At 48.2% G+C, this 16289-nt stretch carries 12 protein-coding genes; 6 read left to right on the top strand and 6 right to left on the bottom strand.

Features of this window, described 5'->3' with window-relative positions:
• Positions 1 to 8: 8 nt before the first annotated feature.
• Both HOK28_08800 and HOK28_08805 read left to right on the top strand, forming a co-directional pair.
• Positions 9 to 2051, top strand: a complete 2043-nt coding sequence (locus HOK28_08800) for a sensor histidine kinase (protein ID MBT6433175.1) — start codon at positions 9 to 11, stop codon at positions 2049 to 2051.
• On the top strand, positions 2048 to 4054 hold the full coding sequence (locus HOK28_08805) for a sensor histidine kinase (GenBank protein MBT6433176.1): 2007 nt from the start codon (positions 2048 to 2050) through the stop codon (positions 4052 to 4054). The genes HOK28_08800 and HOK28_08805 overlap by 4 nt, the downstream gene beginning before the upstream one ends.
• On the opposite strand, the gene HOK28_08810 is transcribed toward HOK28_08805, so the two are convergent.
• Both HOK28_08810 and HOK28_08815 read right to left on the bottom strand, forming a co-directional pair.
• Entirely contained in the window at positions 4049 to 5461 is a 1413-nt protein-coding gene (locus tag HOK28_08810; protein MBT6433177.1) for an amidohydrolase family protein, read from the bottom strand. The genes HOK28_08805 and HOK28_08810 overlap by 6 nt on opposite strands.
• Before the next feature lie 67 nt (positions 5462 to 5528).
• On the bottom strand, positions 5529 to 5903 hold the full coding sequence (locus HOK28_08815; GenBank protein MBT6433178.1) for a DUF971 domain-containing protein: 375 nt from the start codon (positions 5901 to 5903) through the stop codon (positions 5529 to 5531).
• Positions 5904 to 6024: 121 nt separating this feature from the next.
• On the opposite strand from HOK28_08815, the gene HOK28_08820 reads away from it, so the two are divergent.
• The gene (locus tag HOK28_08820; GenBank protein MBT6433179.1) at positions 6025 to 8160 is read left to right on the top strand and encodes a S9 family peptidase; all 2136 of its coding nucleotides are present in this window, start codon (positions 6025 to 6027) and stop codon (positions 8158 to 8160) included.
• A 78-nt stretch (positions 8161 to 8238) separates the two neighbouring features.
• Here the strand turns inward: HOK28_08820 and HOK28_08825 are convergent, their stop codons facing one another.
• From HOK28_08825 to HOK28_08835, 3 genes are all read right to left on the bottom strand, one after another.
• Positions 8239 to 8646 (bottom strand): hypothetical protein, encoded by a 408-nt coding sequence (locus tag HOK28_08825; protein MBT6433180.1) that lies wholly within the window; start codon positions 8644 to 8646, stop codon positions 8239 to 8241.
• A 65-nt stretch (positions 8647 to 8711) separates the two neighbouring features.
• Positions 8712 to 9644, bottom strand: coding sequence for a hypothetical protein (locus HOK28_08830; protein ID MBT6433181.1), 933 nt, complete (start codon positions 9642 to 9644; stop codon positions 8712 to 8714).
• A 95-nt stretch (positions 9645 to 9739) separates the two neighbouring features.
• On the bottom strand, positions 9740 to 11425 hold the full coding sequence (locus HOK28_08835; protein ID MBT6433182.1) for an FAD-binding oxidoreductase: 1686 nt from the start codon (positions 11423 to 11425) through the stop codon (positions 9740 to 9742).
• A 195-nt stretch (positions 11426 to 11620) separates the two neighbouring features.
• On the opposite strand from HOK28_08835, the gene HOK28_08840 reads away from it, so the two are divergent.
• Positions 11621 to 12508, top strand: a complete 888-nt coding sequence (locus HOK28_08840; protein MBT6433183.1) for an SDR family oxidoreductase — start codon at positions 11621 to 11623, stop codon at positions 12506 to 12508.
• A gap of 35 nt (positions 12509 to 12543) precedes the next feature.
• On the opposite strand, the gene HOK28_08845 is transcribed toward HOK28_08840, so the two are convergent.
• Positions 12544 to 12981: a response regulator transcription factor gene (locus HOK28_08845; GenBank protein MBT6433184.1), complete on the bottom strand. Its 438-nt coding sequence runs from the start codon at positions 12979 to 12981 to the stop codon at positions 12544 to 12546.
• Positions 12982 to 13486: 505 nt separating this feature from the next.
• Between HOK28_08845 and HOK28_08850 the strand changes: the two genes are divergently transcribed.
• Both HOK28_08850 and HOK28_08855 read left to right on the top strand, forming a co-directional pair.
• Complete coding sequence (locus tag HOK28_08850; GenBank protein ID MBT6433185.1) at positions 13487 to 15439, top strand: cyclic nucleotide-binding domain-containing protein; 1953 nt, start codon at positions 13487 to 13489, stop codon at positions 15437 to 15439.
• 41 nt (positions 15440 to 15480) lie between these two features.
• A partial coding sequence (locus tag HOK28_08855) for an MFS transporter (protein ID MBT6433186.1) occupies positions 15481 to 16289 on the top strand: 809 nt, incomplete at its 3' end.

Consider the following 16289-nt stretch of genomic DNA (forward strand, 5'->3'; position numbering starts at 1 on the left):
CTGCCGATATGACACGCCTATCTTTAAAGATATTCTCACTGCTCTTTGTCCTGAGCACTTCTCTCCTTGCTACGACCGCGCATGCCAAACCTGCCCCAGATATTTATATCAGTGAGTCTAAAACGTCCTTGGGAGCCGATGCTTTAATCTTGAGGGGCTCACCCACTCAACTAAACGCAGAAGCAATACCTGAACTCTATGCATCAGACGCATTTCATATATCAAACAACCATACACCATCTTTAGGCATAACCGATGATGTCGTTTGGGTAGCGTTACCCATCAAATTGATATCTTCAAAATCAGGGAAATTCTATCTAGAACTCGGTTACTCTCAGCTCGATTCGGTCACTCTCTACCAACTCACAGAGAACTCGCTCGAACATCTTCACTCTACTGGCGATACATACTTTTTTAATCAGCGCCCGATCATCCATCGCCACTTTATCTTCCCCATTGACCTCGCTGATTCTCAAACCAACACATTCTTCTTGCGAATAGAGACAACGGGCTCCATGCAGTTCCCGATTAATCTTTGGACTCAACGCGCATTTTGGGACCATGACCAAGGCAGACTATTCCTCCAGGCAATCTACCTCGGAATCATTCTCGTTATGGTCATCTACAATCTCTTTCTCTTCGTTAGTACTCGGGAGCGCGTCTATCTTTATTATATATTAAGCATCTCTTCGATCGCAGCCATGCTTCTTACACTCACAGGCATGGGTTTTCAGATGATCTGGCCCGACGCGCCCGCATTCAACAACCTTGCGACCCCATTGTTTATTACACTGGCCACCATCTTCTCTGCACGCTTTGCGGACGACTTCCTCTCACTTCCAATTCAATTACCTTGGGCCTCACGTATTCTGCGATTCATTGCTTTTGCTGGCCTGATTAATCTCTTCATCATTCCCTGGGCGCCCTACACCTTTAATATTCGTCAATGCGGAGTCGTTTCCGTCTTTTGCCTTGTCATGAACCTAACCGCTGGCTCTATCTGTTTTCAAAAAGGCGACCGCTCGGCCGGGTATTATATGTTGGCATGGTCCACATTTCTAATCGGCGGCCTGAGCGTGGCTTTGAACAAATTTGGCATCATTAGCAAAGCTCCTGCATCGGAATATGCTCTACAAGTAGGATCCGCTCTGGAGGTTATTCTTCTCTCGTTTGCCTTGGGTTATCGAATGAACCTACTGGAAGAGCAAAATCACGAGGCCAACCGGCAGCGCACGATGCTTCGCAAAGAGATGACGAGCCACCTACAATCACGATTGCACATCTTTTCTAGAGTCACCTCGGAACTGAATAAACCTCTCGGCGAGATGCATCGTTTGCTGCGCTTACTTTCAGAGAACATGGTCGGCGCCTCAAGCGTTGTAGACTTTCTCTTCCCGGGCAGTATCGGCGATGACAACAAAACCAAAATCGATCTTGAACGCAGTGTCGAAGAGCGAAGATCCCATTTGAAGACTTTGGATGAGTCATTTAAGAACGTCTCTCTTGTGGTCCGCGAACTTCAAGGCATGGGAGTAGTGGGTGGCCGGCTCAACGAAAAAATATCTCTGCAACACCTCATTAAAAATGCACTTGAGCGCGTGAAAAATGAGCACGGTGTACGCAATTATCAGAAGATTAGTTTGAAGATAGATAACTCAAACCTAGACGATATTGGGCATACCTTTGGTAATCCATACATCATTGGACATGCCACCTCCGCAATCATCTTAAATGCTTTTACTTATTGCCTCGACTCCCTCAATCCCTCCGTACTGATTGTCGTCACCGAAGGCGCTCAAACTAGAACCATTACTGTTAAGAATAATGGACCGGCCATACCTCTTGATACGGTATCCACTCTCTTTGATCATTCTCGGTCTGTTACGGGCAACCAAGCTACCAGCTTACCGGTCCTGAGAACCGTTCTGCAGCAACAGGGCGCGAATGTTCGTCTGCTCGATTCAGGCAACCAAAGTGGATGGGTCCAATTTGAGATTATTCTACCCAAGAATAAAGCGATAAGACCACAATCGGAAAGGACTGTGGCATGAAGTACTTCTCTGTGCTCTTGGCTGTACTGTCCTTTCTAGCACCGCAGTACGTTTCTGCTGATCCTGTCAAACCCTGGACTCTTGGAAATACGAACACTGAACAACTCATGGGGAATGGGTCGCAGTTCATATTTTTCGACCACAACAACGACCTAACTCCATTAGAAGCCATGCGATATGCTCGAGAAGGAAAGTTCACAACAGTCGCAATCGAGACTCCCTCTTTGGGTTACACCGAAACGACAACTTGGATTTACATCAAGTTAGATGCAGCGAATATTTCCGCTAAGGATTGGTACATCGTACTCAGAAACCCTTCCCTGAGTTTAATCGACGTCTACGAGTCTTCAGGCAGCCGAACCATTCCAAGGTGGCGAACAGGCAGTACTCGCTCCTTTTACTCCCGTCCGGTTTCTCACCGAGACTTTCTCTTTCCGGTCGACTTCAAAGTTCACACAAGCCAAGAGTTTTTAATTCGGGTTCGCTCTGCAATTGCAATGCAACTCCCTCTCTCAGTACAAAGTTACGATGGGTTTTGGGCTGACGAACAATACCACCAAGCTCAGATAGGGCTCTTCTTCGGTATGGCCATCGTCATGGTCATCTTTAATCTCTTCATTTTTCTGATGATTGGTGACCGTGGCTATATTCCGTATGTCATCTTTGTCATTTCACTGACAACATTCCTCGGTACCATTGAAGGGCTCGGCTACCAGTTCTTTTGGCCGGAGAGTTCGCGTCTAAACGGGGCCGCACTCACGGTATCTCTCGCCGCATCTGCCGCATCTGGACTGCTCTTTGTAAATTGGTTCCTCGAAATGGAGACCATTCGGCCTCGAACCTCTATTGCTCTAACCCTTGTAACAAGAATGCTCTGGCTTGTGGCTTTAGCTGGAATCTTTATGCCCTTTAGCACCGTCATCAAGCCCGCCATTGGACTGTCTGTTCTCGGCGTAACCATCGCATTTGTGACGGGCTTAGCGGAATGGAAGAATGGCTCGGCCACTGCAAGGTATTTTACCATCTCGTGGCTCGGCATCGTCTTTGGCGCATTCGCGCTTGCATTTAGTAAGCTGGGTTTTATTCCTCGTACTACTATTACAACCTACAGCTTGCATTATGGAGCCGCCGCGGAATTCGTGATGCTGGCCATGGCTTTAGGTGCTCGAATCAATCGTGTGCGAGAAGAAACAGTACAAGCCGACGCTGAATCCGAAAAACTACGCCGCCAACTCAATAAAGAGATGGAAGCCAGGATTCAAATCTTCTCAAATATAGCTCAAGCACTGGATAAACCACTGCGTTCCCTGGAGGATGCTGCCGGGCATTATCGCCAAAGCTTAGCAAGCGCGACCTACATCACCGACTCCGTGTTCGACCTCTCAGATGGTACCACACAGGTGAATGATATGAGTCTGCGCGCAGAAAAGAACAATATCGACCAGCGTCATCACCTAACGGCGCTTGAGCGGCATTCCCAAAGACTGGCCGACGTTGTTGAGGAGATGAATGCTTTAAGCAACGAGCCAAAGAAATCAAACCGCCTTATCTCGCTCAACGAGCTTTGGGAAAGAGCCATCGAAGATAGCCGCCAATCGGTTGGAGATGTTTTTAGTCATGTTCAATTTAAAGAAAATATCTCCAGCGCTTCCTCACAGGTTCTGGTGCATGGAAACCCGTTTATTCTAACAGATGCACTGAACTCGATGCTTACCTACGCTATTCGGCATGCGCTCACCGGCAGAATGCCTGTCTTACACGTGCGCATGACAGAGGAAAGCAACTGCGTTCGATTACTCTTCGGCAGCAATGGTAATCCCATCTCGCCAGAACTGGCTTTTGAAATCTTTGATGTTGAAAATGAGTCCATTCAAACTGACTTAGCTGTCACGCGAGCAATTATTCAACAACAAGGTGGCAATATCATTCTACGCAACCCTGGGCGTGCAGACCGAGCCACCGAGTTTGAGTTCACATTGTCCAAAGAGAGTTCCGGTTTATAGCCAGTCCGAGATGTAAGGAATGAGGTCATTCATATACCGATAAAGGCCTTTGCGACTCGACTTAATTTGCTTACGTTGATGCAATGTTAACTTACGTGCACTGTACGCTCTTCCCTGAACCACAACTTCTTCAAGGGTCGATAGATTCTCTAAATCCTTAGATGGGTCACTGGAGAGTACGAGTAGATCTGCTTGAGCGCCCTCTTTTATAACTCCGGTATCTTCCAAGCCAAGCCGCTGAGCCGCCACCACTGTAGCCGAGGCCAAAGCCTGCTCGCTTGACATACCCGCCTGAACCAACAAATTCAGCTCATCATAAAAAGACGCTCCGGGGACGATATTATCCATCGGGCTATCGGTACCCACCATGATCGGGACACCTGCTTTATGGAGGGCTTTAACCGTTTTCATCATTTTCGGAATAGCCACCTTAGCCGATTTTCGAACACTTTTTTTCAAGCTGTAATAATGGGTTCCATTCGTGTCTGAATACCAGTCGGGCATAAGTCTGAGCTTCGGTTTCGGTAATTTTCTATTCTTATGAGAAGCTAGGTATCCGATACCAACAAGGGAGGGTACGTGAGCCGACTTGTATAACTGCGCCATCCGAACCGAGATTCCAAGGCGCTCCTTATTGAATTTTTTACGCCATGACTTCAGCCAACCTGACACATCTTGGGTTCTAAAGCCCGGTGACACCACATCGAGCACACCGTGCAGGTGATGCACCTCGTCCATACTGGCGCCTTCAATCCCAAGTCGGTTATTCATACGACCGACGACCGGAAGCCCCAGTTCCTCAGAACGTTTCTTGATCGCTAAAAATACTTGAGGTGGCAGCGTTGGGTATACTTTAATGCAGCTCGCTCCGGCCTCATGCCGCGCATTCACCGCTTCAATCGCGTCCTCGGGGTTATCTAAATGCTCGGAAATCGAAGTGCCCTGAGGTCCATCTAACGGTGTTCCACAGCCCAGCAGTCTCGGACCGATTCGTTCACCCTTCGAGATATCTTGAGCCAGTTCAAAAATTTCATCTCCATCACTCAGGTTACGCACAGTGGTTACGCCATGCATTAAATAGAGTGTATTAAAGAGTTCTAAGTCGGGCTGGAAGCGCGGCGAATGAACATGAACATCGATTAAACCCGGCATCACATAACGAGCGATATTGCGGCGCTCTGTCTTCGCTGCCGGTACAATCGATTCGATGACCCCATTTTTAAGCGTGATGGTTTGATGTGAAAGTATGGGTTGTCCTGGATTAATGATGTGGACATTCGCAAAAGTTTTATCGAGGGTCAGTGGAACAGCAAGAGCCGGTAAAGCTGCGATATTCCAAACGATGGTCAACACACTTAGTGCGAGCACTATAATTGTGATGAAGGCATACCCTACGACCCTAAGCATTCGAACCCGACTTTCCAGCTGTAAGCTTTAGTGAAAACCTATATCGCAGGTTCGAGATCGCTACCAATTAGACAATGGTTAGCGGGTCGCGGCTGGCGCCAGCCTTCTCGAGGCGTTCGAGGTAATCGCCCCATAGGTGGTCTTGATTCTCACCCAACTCATAGAGCCATTCGAAGCTATAAAGACCTGTATTGTGGCCATCGTCGAAATCAATCCGAACAGCATAATTGCCCACCGGCTCGACCAATTTGATGCCCACCTTCTTCTTGCCTGTCTGCAGAACCGATTCGGACTCCGTATGTCCTCGAACCTCTGCTGAAGGGCTATAAACCCTCAGAAATTCATAGGAAAACTCGAATTCTTTTTCGTTCGAAAAAATCAACAACATCTTGTTGTCATCGTTATTAAGGCGAATCTCAGTCAATACCGGTGCCAAGTCCATCTCTACATTCCTCCTACAGGTGAAAATGTGTCTATCAGACTGAAGCGATAGATCCAGCCCGTATTTGCAGGGCTGACCCACCCCTGGTAGACCACCTCGCCAATAAAACTCGGAGAATTTTATGCGCTACATAACACTTACATCTTTGATATTACTTGCCGCCTGCGCAAACCAAAACCAGTCCGTCACAACTTTACCCTCACCGGAAGCCCAGTCCATGCAAGCCCCCATTGCTCAAATTAAGCCCCATGTTACCCAGCTTCATGGAACCCAACGTACCGATAACTATTTTTGGCTACGAGAAAAAACCAATCCGGAGACCATTGCGTACCTAGAGAACGAAAATAAATATACCCAAGCGCAAATGATTCACACAGAAGCGCTTCAAAAATCGCTTTATGACGAGATGCTGCACCGGATTGTCGAGGACGATGCATCCGTACCGAATCGCAAAGGCGACTACCTTTATTACTCGCGCACGGTAAGCGGGAAGCCCTACTCTATCTATTGCCGAAAAGAGATAAAACCAGATGCGCCCGAAGAGATCCTTCTTGATGTCAATGCGCTCGCCGATGGCAAAAAATACATGGATCTCGGAATATTTGAAGTAAGCCCCGACCACAGCATTCTCGCGTTTTCTACGGATTCCAGCGGTTATGAACAATTCACCCTGCAATTCAAAGATCTCAAAACAGGAAAAATGCTTCCAGACACCATTGAGAAAACTTACGACTCGGCCGCTTGGGGCAACGATAACGCAACGATATTCTACACCACTGTCGACGAAGCCAATCGCCCATACCGGCTGCACAGCCATCGCCTCGGCTCTGAAAGCCAAGACGACAAGATTGTTTACGAGGAGGCCGACGACCGGTTCTTCCTCAACGTAGAGAAAACTCGGAGTGGACAATTCATCACGATGTCACTCGAAAGCGCCATCACAACAGAGGTCCATACGATCAACGCCGATACCCCAAGTGAAGCCTTGAAAGTCGTGCTACCTCGCCAACAAGGTCACGAGTATGGAATCGACCATCACGGCGACCATTTCTACATACTCTCCAATTTAAATGCCCAGAACTTTAAACTTCTACGTACTCCCACAGCAAAGACAAACCTCGACTCATGGCAAACGGTCATTGAGCACTCCGACTCAGTTACCCTCAATAGTATCGCTGCGTTCCAAAACTACTTGGTCCTCTGGGAGCGGTCGGACGGGTTGCCTCAACTGCGGATCAAGGAACTGAACACGCAAGGTGCTGAACATAGAATTTCTTTCGACGAGGCAAGCTATGACGTCTGGCCCAGCACAAATGAAGAATTTTCAACTGATATCTTCCGCTTTAAATACACTTCCATGAAAACTCCAAGCTCTGTCTTTGACTATGACATGAAGACAAAGAGCAAGACGCTGATGAAAGAGATGCCAGTTCGTGATTACGACCGCTCGCAATATGTGACCGACCGAATTTTCGCGGAAGCCAAAGACGGCGTTAAAGTTCCAATATCGATTATTCGCAAAAAGACTGTGGCCGCCAATGCCAAAGCTCCCATGCTTCTCTATGGATACGGTTCATATGGCTATCCCTATGACGCATCGTTTCGTTCAAGCTGGTTTTCATTGCTCGACCGGGGCATGACGATTGGCATCGCTCATATCCGAGGAGGCGGTGAATACGGCCGCCAATGGAAACTAGACGGCAAGCTTGAAAAGAAAATGAACACGTTCACTGACTTTATAGCCTGTGCAGAGCATCTCACTCAAAATGGCTACACCCAATCAGACAGACTCATCATCGAAGGACGCAGCGCAGGTGGGTTGCTCATGGGTGCGGTCATGAACATGCGCCCCGACCTCTTCAAAGCAGTCGTTGCAGGCGTACCCTTTGTGGATGTTGTAAACACCATGCTCGATGAAACGATTCCGCTGACCGCCATCGAATGGGAAGAATGGGGTAATCCGAATCAAGAAAAAGATTTTCACACCATCAATGCATACTCGCCATACGATAACATCAAGGCGCAGAACTACCCCGCAACGCTTATCCTCGCGGGCCTCAATGACCCAAGAGTCCATTACTGGGAACCCGCTAAATTTACGGCGAAACTACGAGCCACCCGAACGGGTACCCAGAAACTACTACTAAAAACCAATATGGGCGCGGGGCACGGAGGTTCTTCAGGTCGTTATGGTCGGCTCAAGGAAAAAGCTTTTGAATATGCTTTTATGCTCGACCAGATAGGCGTGACAAAATAGGTCGTGGATTGAGCACCGAATCCATAATTGTGAAACGGTGCTCAACTCGCGCTTTAATCTCTACGATCACAGCAGTCCCTAGTTGTTGAGTGCGCCGCCGTTTATCCAGCTGCCAATCACATCAATGTCTGACTCTGAAAGCATCATTCCTGAGCCAGGCATCACGTTTCCACCAGAGTCTGGTGGGTCATTCGCAATCTTATCGAAAAGTGATGAGTTCGCAGCATCTCCAGGAACGACATACTTGGTAAATCCGCCAACGGTATCAGCACTCACGTCGCCGTTGAGCAGTACATCGTAAGTTGATGCTGCATCGACAAAGAGTACGTTCGAATTGTAGTATTCTTGTCCCGCTGCATCATGACAAGCACTGCAACGCGATTCGATAAGCGGCCAAACATCACCACTGTAGGTAACTTCCCCACCGGCGCCGCCGCAAGCGGTTAGTCCAAGAGTTAATAGCAAAGAGCAGAGTAAGAGCCTCATGTGCATTCCTTTCAAAGAGCTGTCGCATGAATAGGTCTGAATCATAAGTCTCTAGGGTCATTGCGTCAATTAACATCATCCTCGGTCAATACTTCATCAACACAGCTGACCAAAGCGTCACCATAATGCTCGCCGGCTATCATGCCCCCACCATTTTCAACCGAACAAACCTGAACGGGATCAGATGGCTGGCTCGAGACAACAATTTCAAAAAGCCGTCCATCTTCAACAAGTGAATCTAAAAACTGAAATTCGCCATCGCCCGATATTTCAAGCGCTGAGTTCCCCAAGGACAAGACCAAGCCCGCCCCAGTTAATCCCGTCACATTACCACCCACAGCATAGCGGTTGGTCGTGCACCGTACTTCCAAGCTCGTCACGTCTGAACCGTTGAGCGTGCCCTGACCATTTTCCACCACACAGGTTTGATTTGGCCCTTCTGGCTGCTCTAAAACTTCGACCGAAAAAGACGAACCGTCCGGCAGATATGCGGATTGAAAGGTCAGATCACCATTGGCCTCAGGTTGAAGCTCCCAAGTGCCATTGAGGCTCACAGTCAGGCCCTCGCCTGCCATCCCCGACAGCAAACCACCTACGCGAAAGGTGTTCACGCTGCAGCTCACTTCTAGATTCTCAATATTGGCTGCATCGATAACTCCTGAAGCACCAACAATGACACATTCCTGACTTGGGATGCGGGGCTGATTGGCCACCTCTACACTGTAAGTCTCTCCAGGCTGGAGGGGAGAATCTATAAATCCAAACGTACCATCTACCGCTACTTGGATTTGTGCATCGTCATTAAGCTCCAGAACGAGCCCTTCGCCTTGAAGACCTGCGACCGAGCCAGAGACATAATAAACTTCGTCCTCAGGGTCGGGGGTATCCGATGCATCATAAACGTGGGTGTGAATGACACCGTCAGTGCCACAAGAACAAAGTAAAGCCGCGAGACATAACAAACGACTGGGTTGATGCCAGGTTACACGCTGATTCATTTAAAGAGCTCCCAAACGCGGCGACTCCGACATTTGGGCAAATGTAGGGCGCCTCGAAGACGTGTCCTACGACCTTCAATCAACAAAATCAATGCTTAGGGCGTGAGGTACGTCTTCTTCGGGTTCATGATCCCATTGGGGTCAACGTGTTCTCGTGCTGCTTTCAGCATTCCCACACCCAAAGTCGATTTCTCAGCCTCAATCCATGGAAGATGATCCATCCCGACGCCGTGGTGGTGACTCATCGACGCCCCATGCTCACTTATGACTTGGGAAGCGGCTTTTTTAATCGCAGTCCATTGCTCCATCTCGCGCCCGGTGGCTTGCCCAAAGACAAACGTAAAATACAGGCTGCACCCATCATGGTATGAGTGAGAAACGTGGCACATCACCAATGCTCCAGCACCAGGATGAGCGGATTCTGCACGAATTGTGTCGTTGATTGTTTGAATCACGGCTCGGTGCAAGGTGCTTACTTTAGACCAACTGATCGCAGTTTCAAGGGTGTCGACACCCAGACCACGGTCCATCAAAGGGTCTCGTAGATAGGGCATCTCAAAACGATTTTTATACCAATTCTCACCAGCCTTCGGACCAACGGGCAAACCGCCGTGCTTCATGCATATGATATTGGTCTGCGCCACAGCCGGCTTCACATGACTATTATTGCCTTCGATTCCCAAAAGGAGAATACATGCGCCGTCCCCATAACCCGTTGCAGACAACACGTTATTCGTTAAAGCCTTTAGAGTCGTTTCTTCCGTTCCCAGAGACTTAAAATCCATCAGGAAAGCGGTCTCATCCGGATCTGAAAGACGTGCCATTGCGATCGGGATTTCCTCTTGAACGATCTCTCGCAATGCATCCACACCAGAGGCGAAATCTTTAAACAAATAGCCGCGATAATCACGTGCAGGAGGAAGCTTATGAATCTTCACCGTCGCTTCGGTAATAATACCTAAAGTCCCCTCAGAGCCCGCTATAAGGTGATTTAAGTCTGGTCCGGTGGATGCATGCGGAATGGATGCAACCGTGCCCCACTCGCCATTGGGGCTTACCACCCGCGCTGAAACCAACCATTTGTCGGCGGCTCCATAACGATTGGACTGTTGACCTGCACCCTTGGCGGCAATCCAGCCACCCAAGGTCGAGAACTCAAAAGACTGTGGGTAATGCCCAAGCGTAAAGCCTCTGTCTTGTAGAGCACGCTCGAGCTTCGGACCATAAACACCGGCTTGTACAGTTGCCGTCATCGAAACGGTATCAATGGCGATAATATTTTCCATCATGGAGAGGTCTACTGTCCACACACCTGCGTGGCCCTCCTCACCGATGGCTTCAACGCCGCCCACCACGCTCGAGCCGCCCCCGAATGGAACAACGGCTACATTGCGCTTCACTGCAAGCTGCATAATCGCTTCTACTTCGGCCGTTCCTTTTGGATAGAGAACAACGTCTGGAGCGCCTGGTAACTTGCCAGTTCGTAGTCGTAACAAATCTCGATAGCTTCGGCCCAGCGCATGAAAGACGCGCTCATATTGATCGGTACAAACACGCTCTTCACCCAAAATGGCGACGAGCTGCTTGCGCGTTGCTGCGGTCAGTTTAGATTTACCCGCATCGACTTCTTCCCATTTTAACGAAGGGGTGTCCGGTAGTTCGTGACTTCCCAAGTGGCCCTGCACGAACTTCCAAAAGTCGGTGTCTTTACCATGGAAGGGAAAACTTCGTCCGTGCCAGCCCCAACCATTCCACTTCAATCGTTTGCGCGAGTAATCCATAATTTTTCCTCTGAGCATGCAGCCAGTAATGCTTTGGTCCGCCTGCACCATAAAAACTTTGCAAGGCATCGGCAAGGTTATGACCCCTTGCGTCAAAAAAAAGGCTACTTATTATGACTTCCACCACAATACGCCTAGCTTCACAAAGTAGCCCAAAACGAGATAGGCTCCTAAGGGTTCAAAAAGGAAATCACGATGAAGAAACCTCAAGTGCCTGATTTAAATAATAAAATTGTTCTGATCACCGGTGCCACAAATGGCATCGGAAAGCAGACCGCCGAGGCAATCGCACCCAGCGGCGCTACATTGGTGATCGTCGGACGCAATCCTGAAAAAACAGCCCAACTGACCGCAGAACTCCAATCAATGCCTGGCGCAGGTAAAATCCACAGCCTGATTGCCGATTTAAGCTCTCAAGCAGACATCCGAAAACTCGCCGAGGAGTTTAAAAGTTCATTCAGTAGGCTCGATATCCTCATTAATAATGCAGGTGCTCTTTTCACAAGCCATGAAACCACCGTCGATGGCTATGAACGAACCTGGGCCCTTAATCACCTCAACTACTTTTTACTGACGACGCTTCTCAAAGATCTACTCCTCGCCAGCGCGCCTGCTCGGATTGTCAATGTGTCCTCAGATGCACACAAGCCGGCTAAAATGCTTTGGAACGACCTCCAATTCAACCAAGCAACTTTTGCATCGGGCTGGCCTGCTTACTGTCAATCTAAGCTGGCCAACATTCTGTTCACGAAGGAGTTGTCTCGAAAGCTTGCGGGCACGGGAGTCATCACCAATTGCTTGCACCCCGGCTTCGTGAATACCGGATTTGCCAAAAACAATGGTAAATTAGCCAAAGCTGCGATGCTGATTTCGCGTCCCTTTCAACGTAACGCACTCAAAGGTGCAGAAACCGTCATCTGGGCTGCCACAAGTATCGATGCAGGAAAGCTCTCTGGGGAATACCTTTACGACTGTAAGGTTCGCAAACCAACGAGAACCGCTAGAGACGTTGCCGATGCCAAACGGCTATGGAGCCTAAGTGAAGAAATGACCACGACACAGGGTGCCTGGGCCACCGCTTAGACCACTCCATTGGCTACAGAGTTAAGAGATTCAATTTACTGGGCTACCGATAGGTGCGGTCGCGGATGAACCGTTTGTGAAATGAGCTGAACCCAATGGCGGGGGCTTTGAGTCTTGGTGATACTGCCGTGCGCGCCTGCCAACATCGCCGATGCAAGCTGATCTTGCTCATCGAACATCGTCATCACCAATACTTTAACTTGTGGGTAGTCGTTACGTATTTTCCGGATGAAATCGGCACCACGTCCCGTACCGAGACAAAAGTCGACCAGTAAAACATCAACGACTTGGGAATCTAATATACCAGTGACCTCAGCAGCCGTAGAAGTCTCAGCTACAACATCTAGCTTCGCTTCACCTGACAAAAAGCCGGTAAGTCCCATCCGAAAAACCGGATGCTCATCAAACAATAAAACCCTAATCTTAGGGTCGAGATTTTTTATAGTAAGGGATGCAACTGGTTTTTGAGACATCTTCAACCTCAAAGCCGCACGTGCACAAGCCGGCTCTAAATTATTCATATAAGATTTCAATATAAGCTCCCGAGAAAGCCGAGGCGCCCATAACATACCAAACTCAAAGGTCCAGAAAGCAGCATTTATACCAAGTGGTTTATTTTGAGACCGCGAACCATTCAAAAGTGGACTGCCGACAAGCACCACTTTGTCGACAGTCCTAAGCATACTGAGCCCATGGGGCCAGCAGGCGATAAATCGTATGCAGCTTTGCCGGTTTGCCGGTAAGACTCTCTTACTAAAAGCCAAAATCATGCCATCTCCAGATTTTTGGGAAAACTCTTATTAATCAGGTCTTTCTTTGATTTTTGTTCGATTTACATTTTTCTAAATCAACAAAAATGTCATTTCCTGGAGATAAAACGACGTTTTGGTGGTTCTAATCGTCATTCGCACCCAACGTCCAAGCTCGCTATAGTGAACGCTTAAAGCCGTTTTAAATACGACGAAGACGAAATAAACGATGAACCTGTCAGAAGCTGAGTTTACATTTTTTCAAGAGCTGATCATCCAGCGATCGGGCATTGAAATGAAGTCCCGTAAAAGAGCGGTCGTTGCTCAGCGTCTGGAACCCCTCATGGATGAACTTGGACTTATCGCTTTTGGTAAGCTCATCGACCTCATCAAACTAAGCGGTCCCAAAAGTAGTATATACCGGCAAACCATCGATGCACTCCTCACGGCTGATGGCGGACTGTTTCGCGGATTTGGTGCTTATCGCTTTATGAAACACATCGGCATTCCCGAACTGATGCACATCAAGGGGCCGGACAAAAAGCTGAGGATATGGTCTATCGGTTGCGGAGCTGGTGAAGAGCCCTACTCCATAGCCATCGCACTGCGCAACAGCATCCCCGAACTCAGTAAGTGGGATGTGGAAATCATCGGCACCGATATTGCGACCAGCAATATCGAAAAGGCTCGAACCGGACTCTACTATAAAAAAGACATTGCCCGCGGGGCTCCTAAAGAGCTTGTAGAAAACAACTTAGAGTCATTCGGTAAACAATGGAGTATCAAGAAAGAGCATCGAGAGTGGGTTCAGTTTAAGACCATGAACATTCTTAAGCCTTGGGCTGAATTACCCATTTTTGATGTCATCCTGATGCGCAATGTTTTGCTCTACCTAGATGCCAACGGTAGAAATAACGTCATCGCTAAAATATTAAATCAAGTGCATGAGCATAGCTTCATATTCCTGGGTCCCGGTGAGCTGCCTCCCTGCTCTCACCCCATGTTTATGTCCGTCTCTGATGAGCGAATCAGTGCTTATCGTCTGATGCCTGAGCTCATGGAGTCGGCTAAGACCAAACCCCACGCACCTAAAAAACCAGAGCCATCACAAGGCCCTGATTCAGTGATGCTCTCCGGCGTCATGAAGCTTACGCCAACCAATTCCGACCTAATAAAACTCTCCAAACTCGTGAGCGATATTTATCTATTTCGGGCAATGCCGCCTCACATCATTGATAAAGTTTGTGACCGGCTAGAACTTTTTGGCTTTGGGAATGACGAAGCCCTGATTAAACAAGGTCAGCAAGGCGAAGCTTTCTTCATCCTCTTAGACGGAAAAGTCGACGTCATCGTCAACCGGAGCCTGTTTCGAAAAGGTACAACTCTGGCGACTCTTGAGGCGGGAAACATTTTCGGTGAGATGTCCTTGATTATGGATCAACCATGCAATGCCAGTGTGGTTGCGTCGGGTGGTGCACGTGCATTTCTCGCAAGTCGAAGTCTTTTTGAATATTTACTCGTAGAAAATGAGCCCTTCGCCCAAACCATCCAAGAAATTATTATTGAACGTACGGCAGACTCTTCAGTAAAAAATCAAACGAAAACAAAAACTCGACATGTAAAAAAATTAGCCCCCACACCAGATGAGAGCGATGCTCCGCTGAGTGCCGTCAAGCCCAACACAGCCTCCAAGACAGACCTAGAGTTCACTCAAGTCATGCAACTTCCACTCGACAATCAAGTCTACGGCCAGCTCTCTAAACTGGTTCGCAGCATTTATCTTTTCAAAGGACTGCGGGCTGGTGAGATCGATTCAATCTGCCAAAAAATTAAACTCTATGGGTTTCCAACTGACCACGCCATTCTCAAGCATGGTGAAGATGGGTCTTCATTTTACATCATTTACGAAGGCAGCGTGAAAGTAATGAGTAAGGGTGGATTTTTAAAAAAAGGAATTGAACTCGCCAAGCTGGGACCGGGTGATGTTTTTGGAGAGATATCACTCATCCTCGACAGACCTTGCGGAGCCAATGTGATTACCGACGGCTCGATGAAAGCTTTTCGCGTAAGTAAAAATCTCTTTGACTACCTCTTTGAAGAAAACAAAACATTCGCAGCCACCGTCAATGCCATAGCCCTTCAAAGGCGCGCTGACACCGCAGTTAAAATGCAGATGTCCTAGTCTCAACTGAACCGATTCGAACCAACTCACCAGGAGTATTTATGTCCCAAGAATCCCCAACACACCCTCCTGTTACAAAAACTGAAATTGGTGGCTGGGCCTGTTTTGATTTTGCAAACTCAAGCTATGTCACCGTCGTCATTACCGTCATTTACGCTCCTTTTTTCGCAGAACATATTGTTCCCGCAGAATCCGGGTTACGAACATCCTACTGGTCTCTAGCCATCGCAATCAGTACGCTTATCGCGTTGACCATGGCTCCGCTGGTAGGTGCAATTTGCGACTTGAGTGGTAACAAAAAAAGATATCTCATTGCCACCACCTTGGTATGTTCTGTAGCAACAATGCTTCTAAGCATGGTCGGTCCCGGAGATATTGAATTTGCGATTATTCTCGTGGCCCTAAGTTACGCGACGTTCATGCTCAGTGAGAGTTTCTGTGGTGCGTTCCTAACAGATATCGCTACTCCCAAAAATATGGGAATCATCTCAGGCATTGGTTGGGGAGTTGGATATTTTGGCGGGATTGCCAGCCTCTTAATGGTCAAAGCACTTGTCACCGCGGATCCCGCAACAGACCTCCCCCTTTATATTGAGCAAAACCAAACCGCGATGGGAGCTACGGGACTCTTTTTCTTGGTCGCAGCATTACCGACATTTTTGCTAGTAAAAAATCGTACCGCGCCCAAGCCCGGCTTTGAGGAAGCGGCCCTTGGAACACTCTTTTCCGAAGGCTTTAAACAGCTCAAATCCACCCTAGCCAATGCCAAAGAGCACGATACTTTTTTTAAATTCTTAAGAGCCTTCTTGTTTTATTACGCGGGAATGTCAGCCTGTATAAGCTTCTCCGG

This window comes from Deltaproteobacteria bacterium (genome assembly GCA_018668695.1).
In the GTDB taxonomy this organism is placed as follows: domain Bacteria; phylum Myxococcota; class XYA12-FULL-58-9; order XYA12-FULL-58-9; family JABJBS01; genus JABJBS01.

Coding starts and splice junctions, on each gene's coding strand:
- HOK28_08800 (MBT6433175.1), top strand. CDS start 9: ATGACACGCCTATCTTTAAAGATATTCTCACTGCTCTTTGTCCTGAGC.
- HOK28_08805 (MBT6433176.1), top strand. CDS start 2,048: ATGAAGTACTTCTCTGTGCTCTTGGCTGTACTGTCCTTTCTAGCACCG.
- HOK28_08810 (MBT6433177.1), bottom strand. CDS start 5,461: ATGCTTAGGGTCGTAGGGTATGCCTTCATCACAATTATAGTGCTCGCA.
- HOK28_08815 (MBT6433178.1), bottom strand. CDS start 5,903: ATGGACTTGGCACCGGTATTGACTGAGATTCGCCTTAATAACGATGAC.
- HOK28_08820 (MBT6433179.1), top strand. CDS start 6,025: ATGCGCTACATAACACTTACATCTTTGATATTACTTGCCGCCTGCGCA.
- HOK28_08825 (MBT6433180.1), bottom strand. CDS start 8,646: ATGAGGCTCTTACTCTGCTCTTTGCTATTAACTCTTGGACTAACCGCT.
- HOK28_08830 (MBT6433181.1), bottom strand. CDS start 9,644: ATGAATCAGCGTGTAACCTGGCATCAACCCAGTCGTTTGTTATGTCTC.
- HOK28_08835 (MBT6433182.1), bottom strand. CDS start 11,425: ATGGATTACTCGCGCAAACGATTGAAGTGGAATGGTTGGGGCTGGCAC.
- HOK28_08840 (MBT6433183.1), top strand. CDS start 11,621: ATGAAGAAACCTCAAGTGCCTGATTTAAATAATAAAATTGTTCTGATC.
- HOK28_08845 (MBT6433184.1), bottom strand. CDS start 12,981: ATGTCTCAAAAACCAGTTGCATCCCTTACTATAAAAAATCTCGACCCT.
- HOK28_08850 (MBT6433185.1), top strand. CDS start 13,487: ATGAACCTGTCAGAAGCTGAGTTTACATTTTTTCAAGAGCTGATCATC.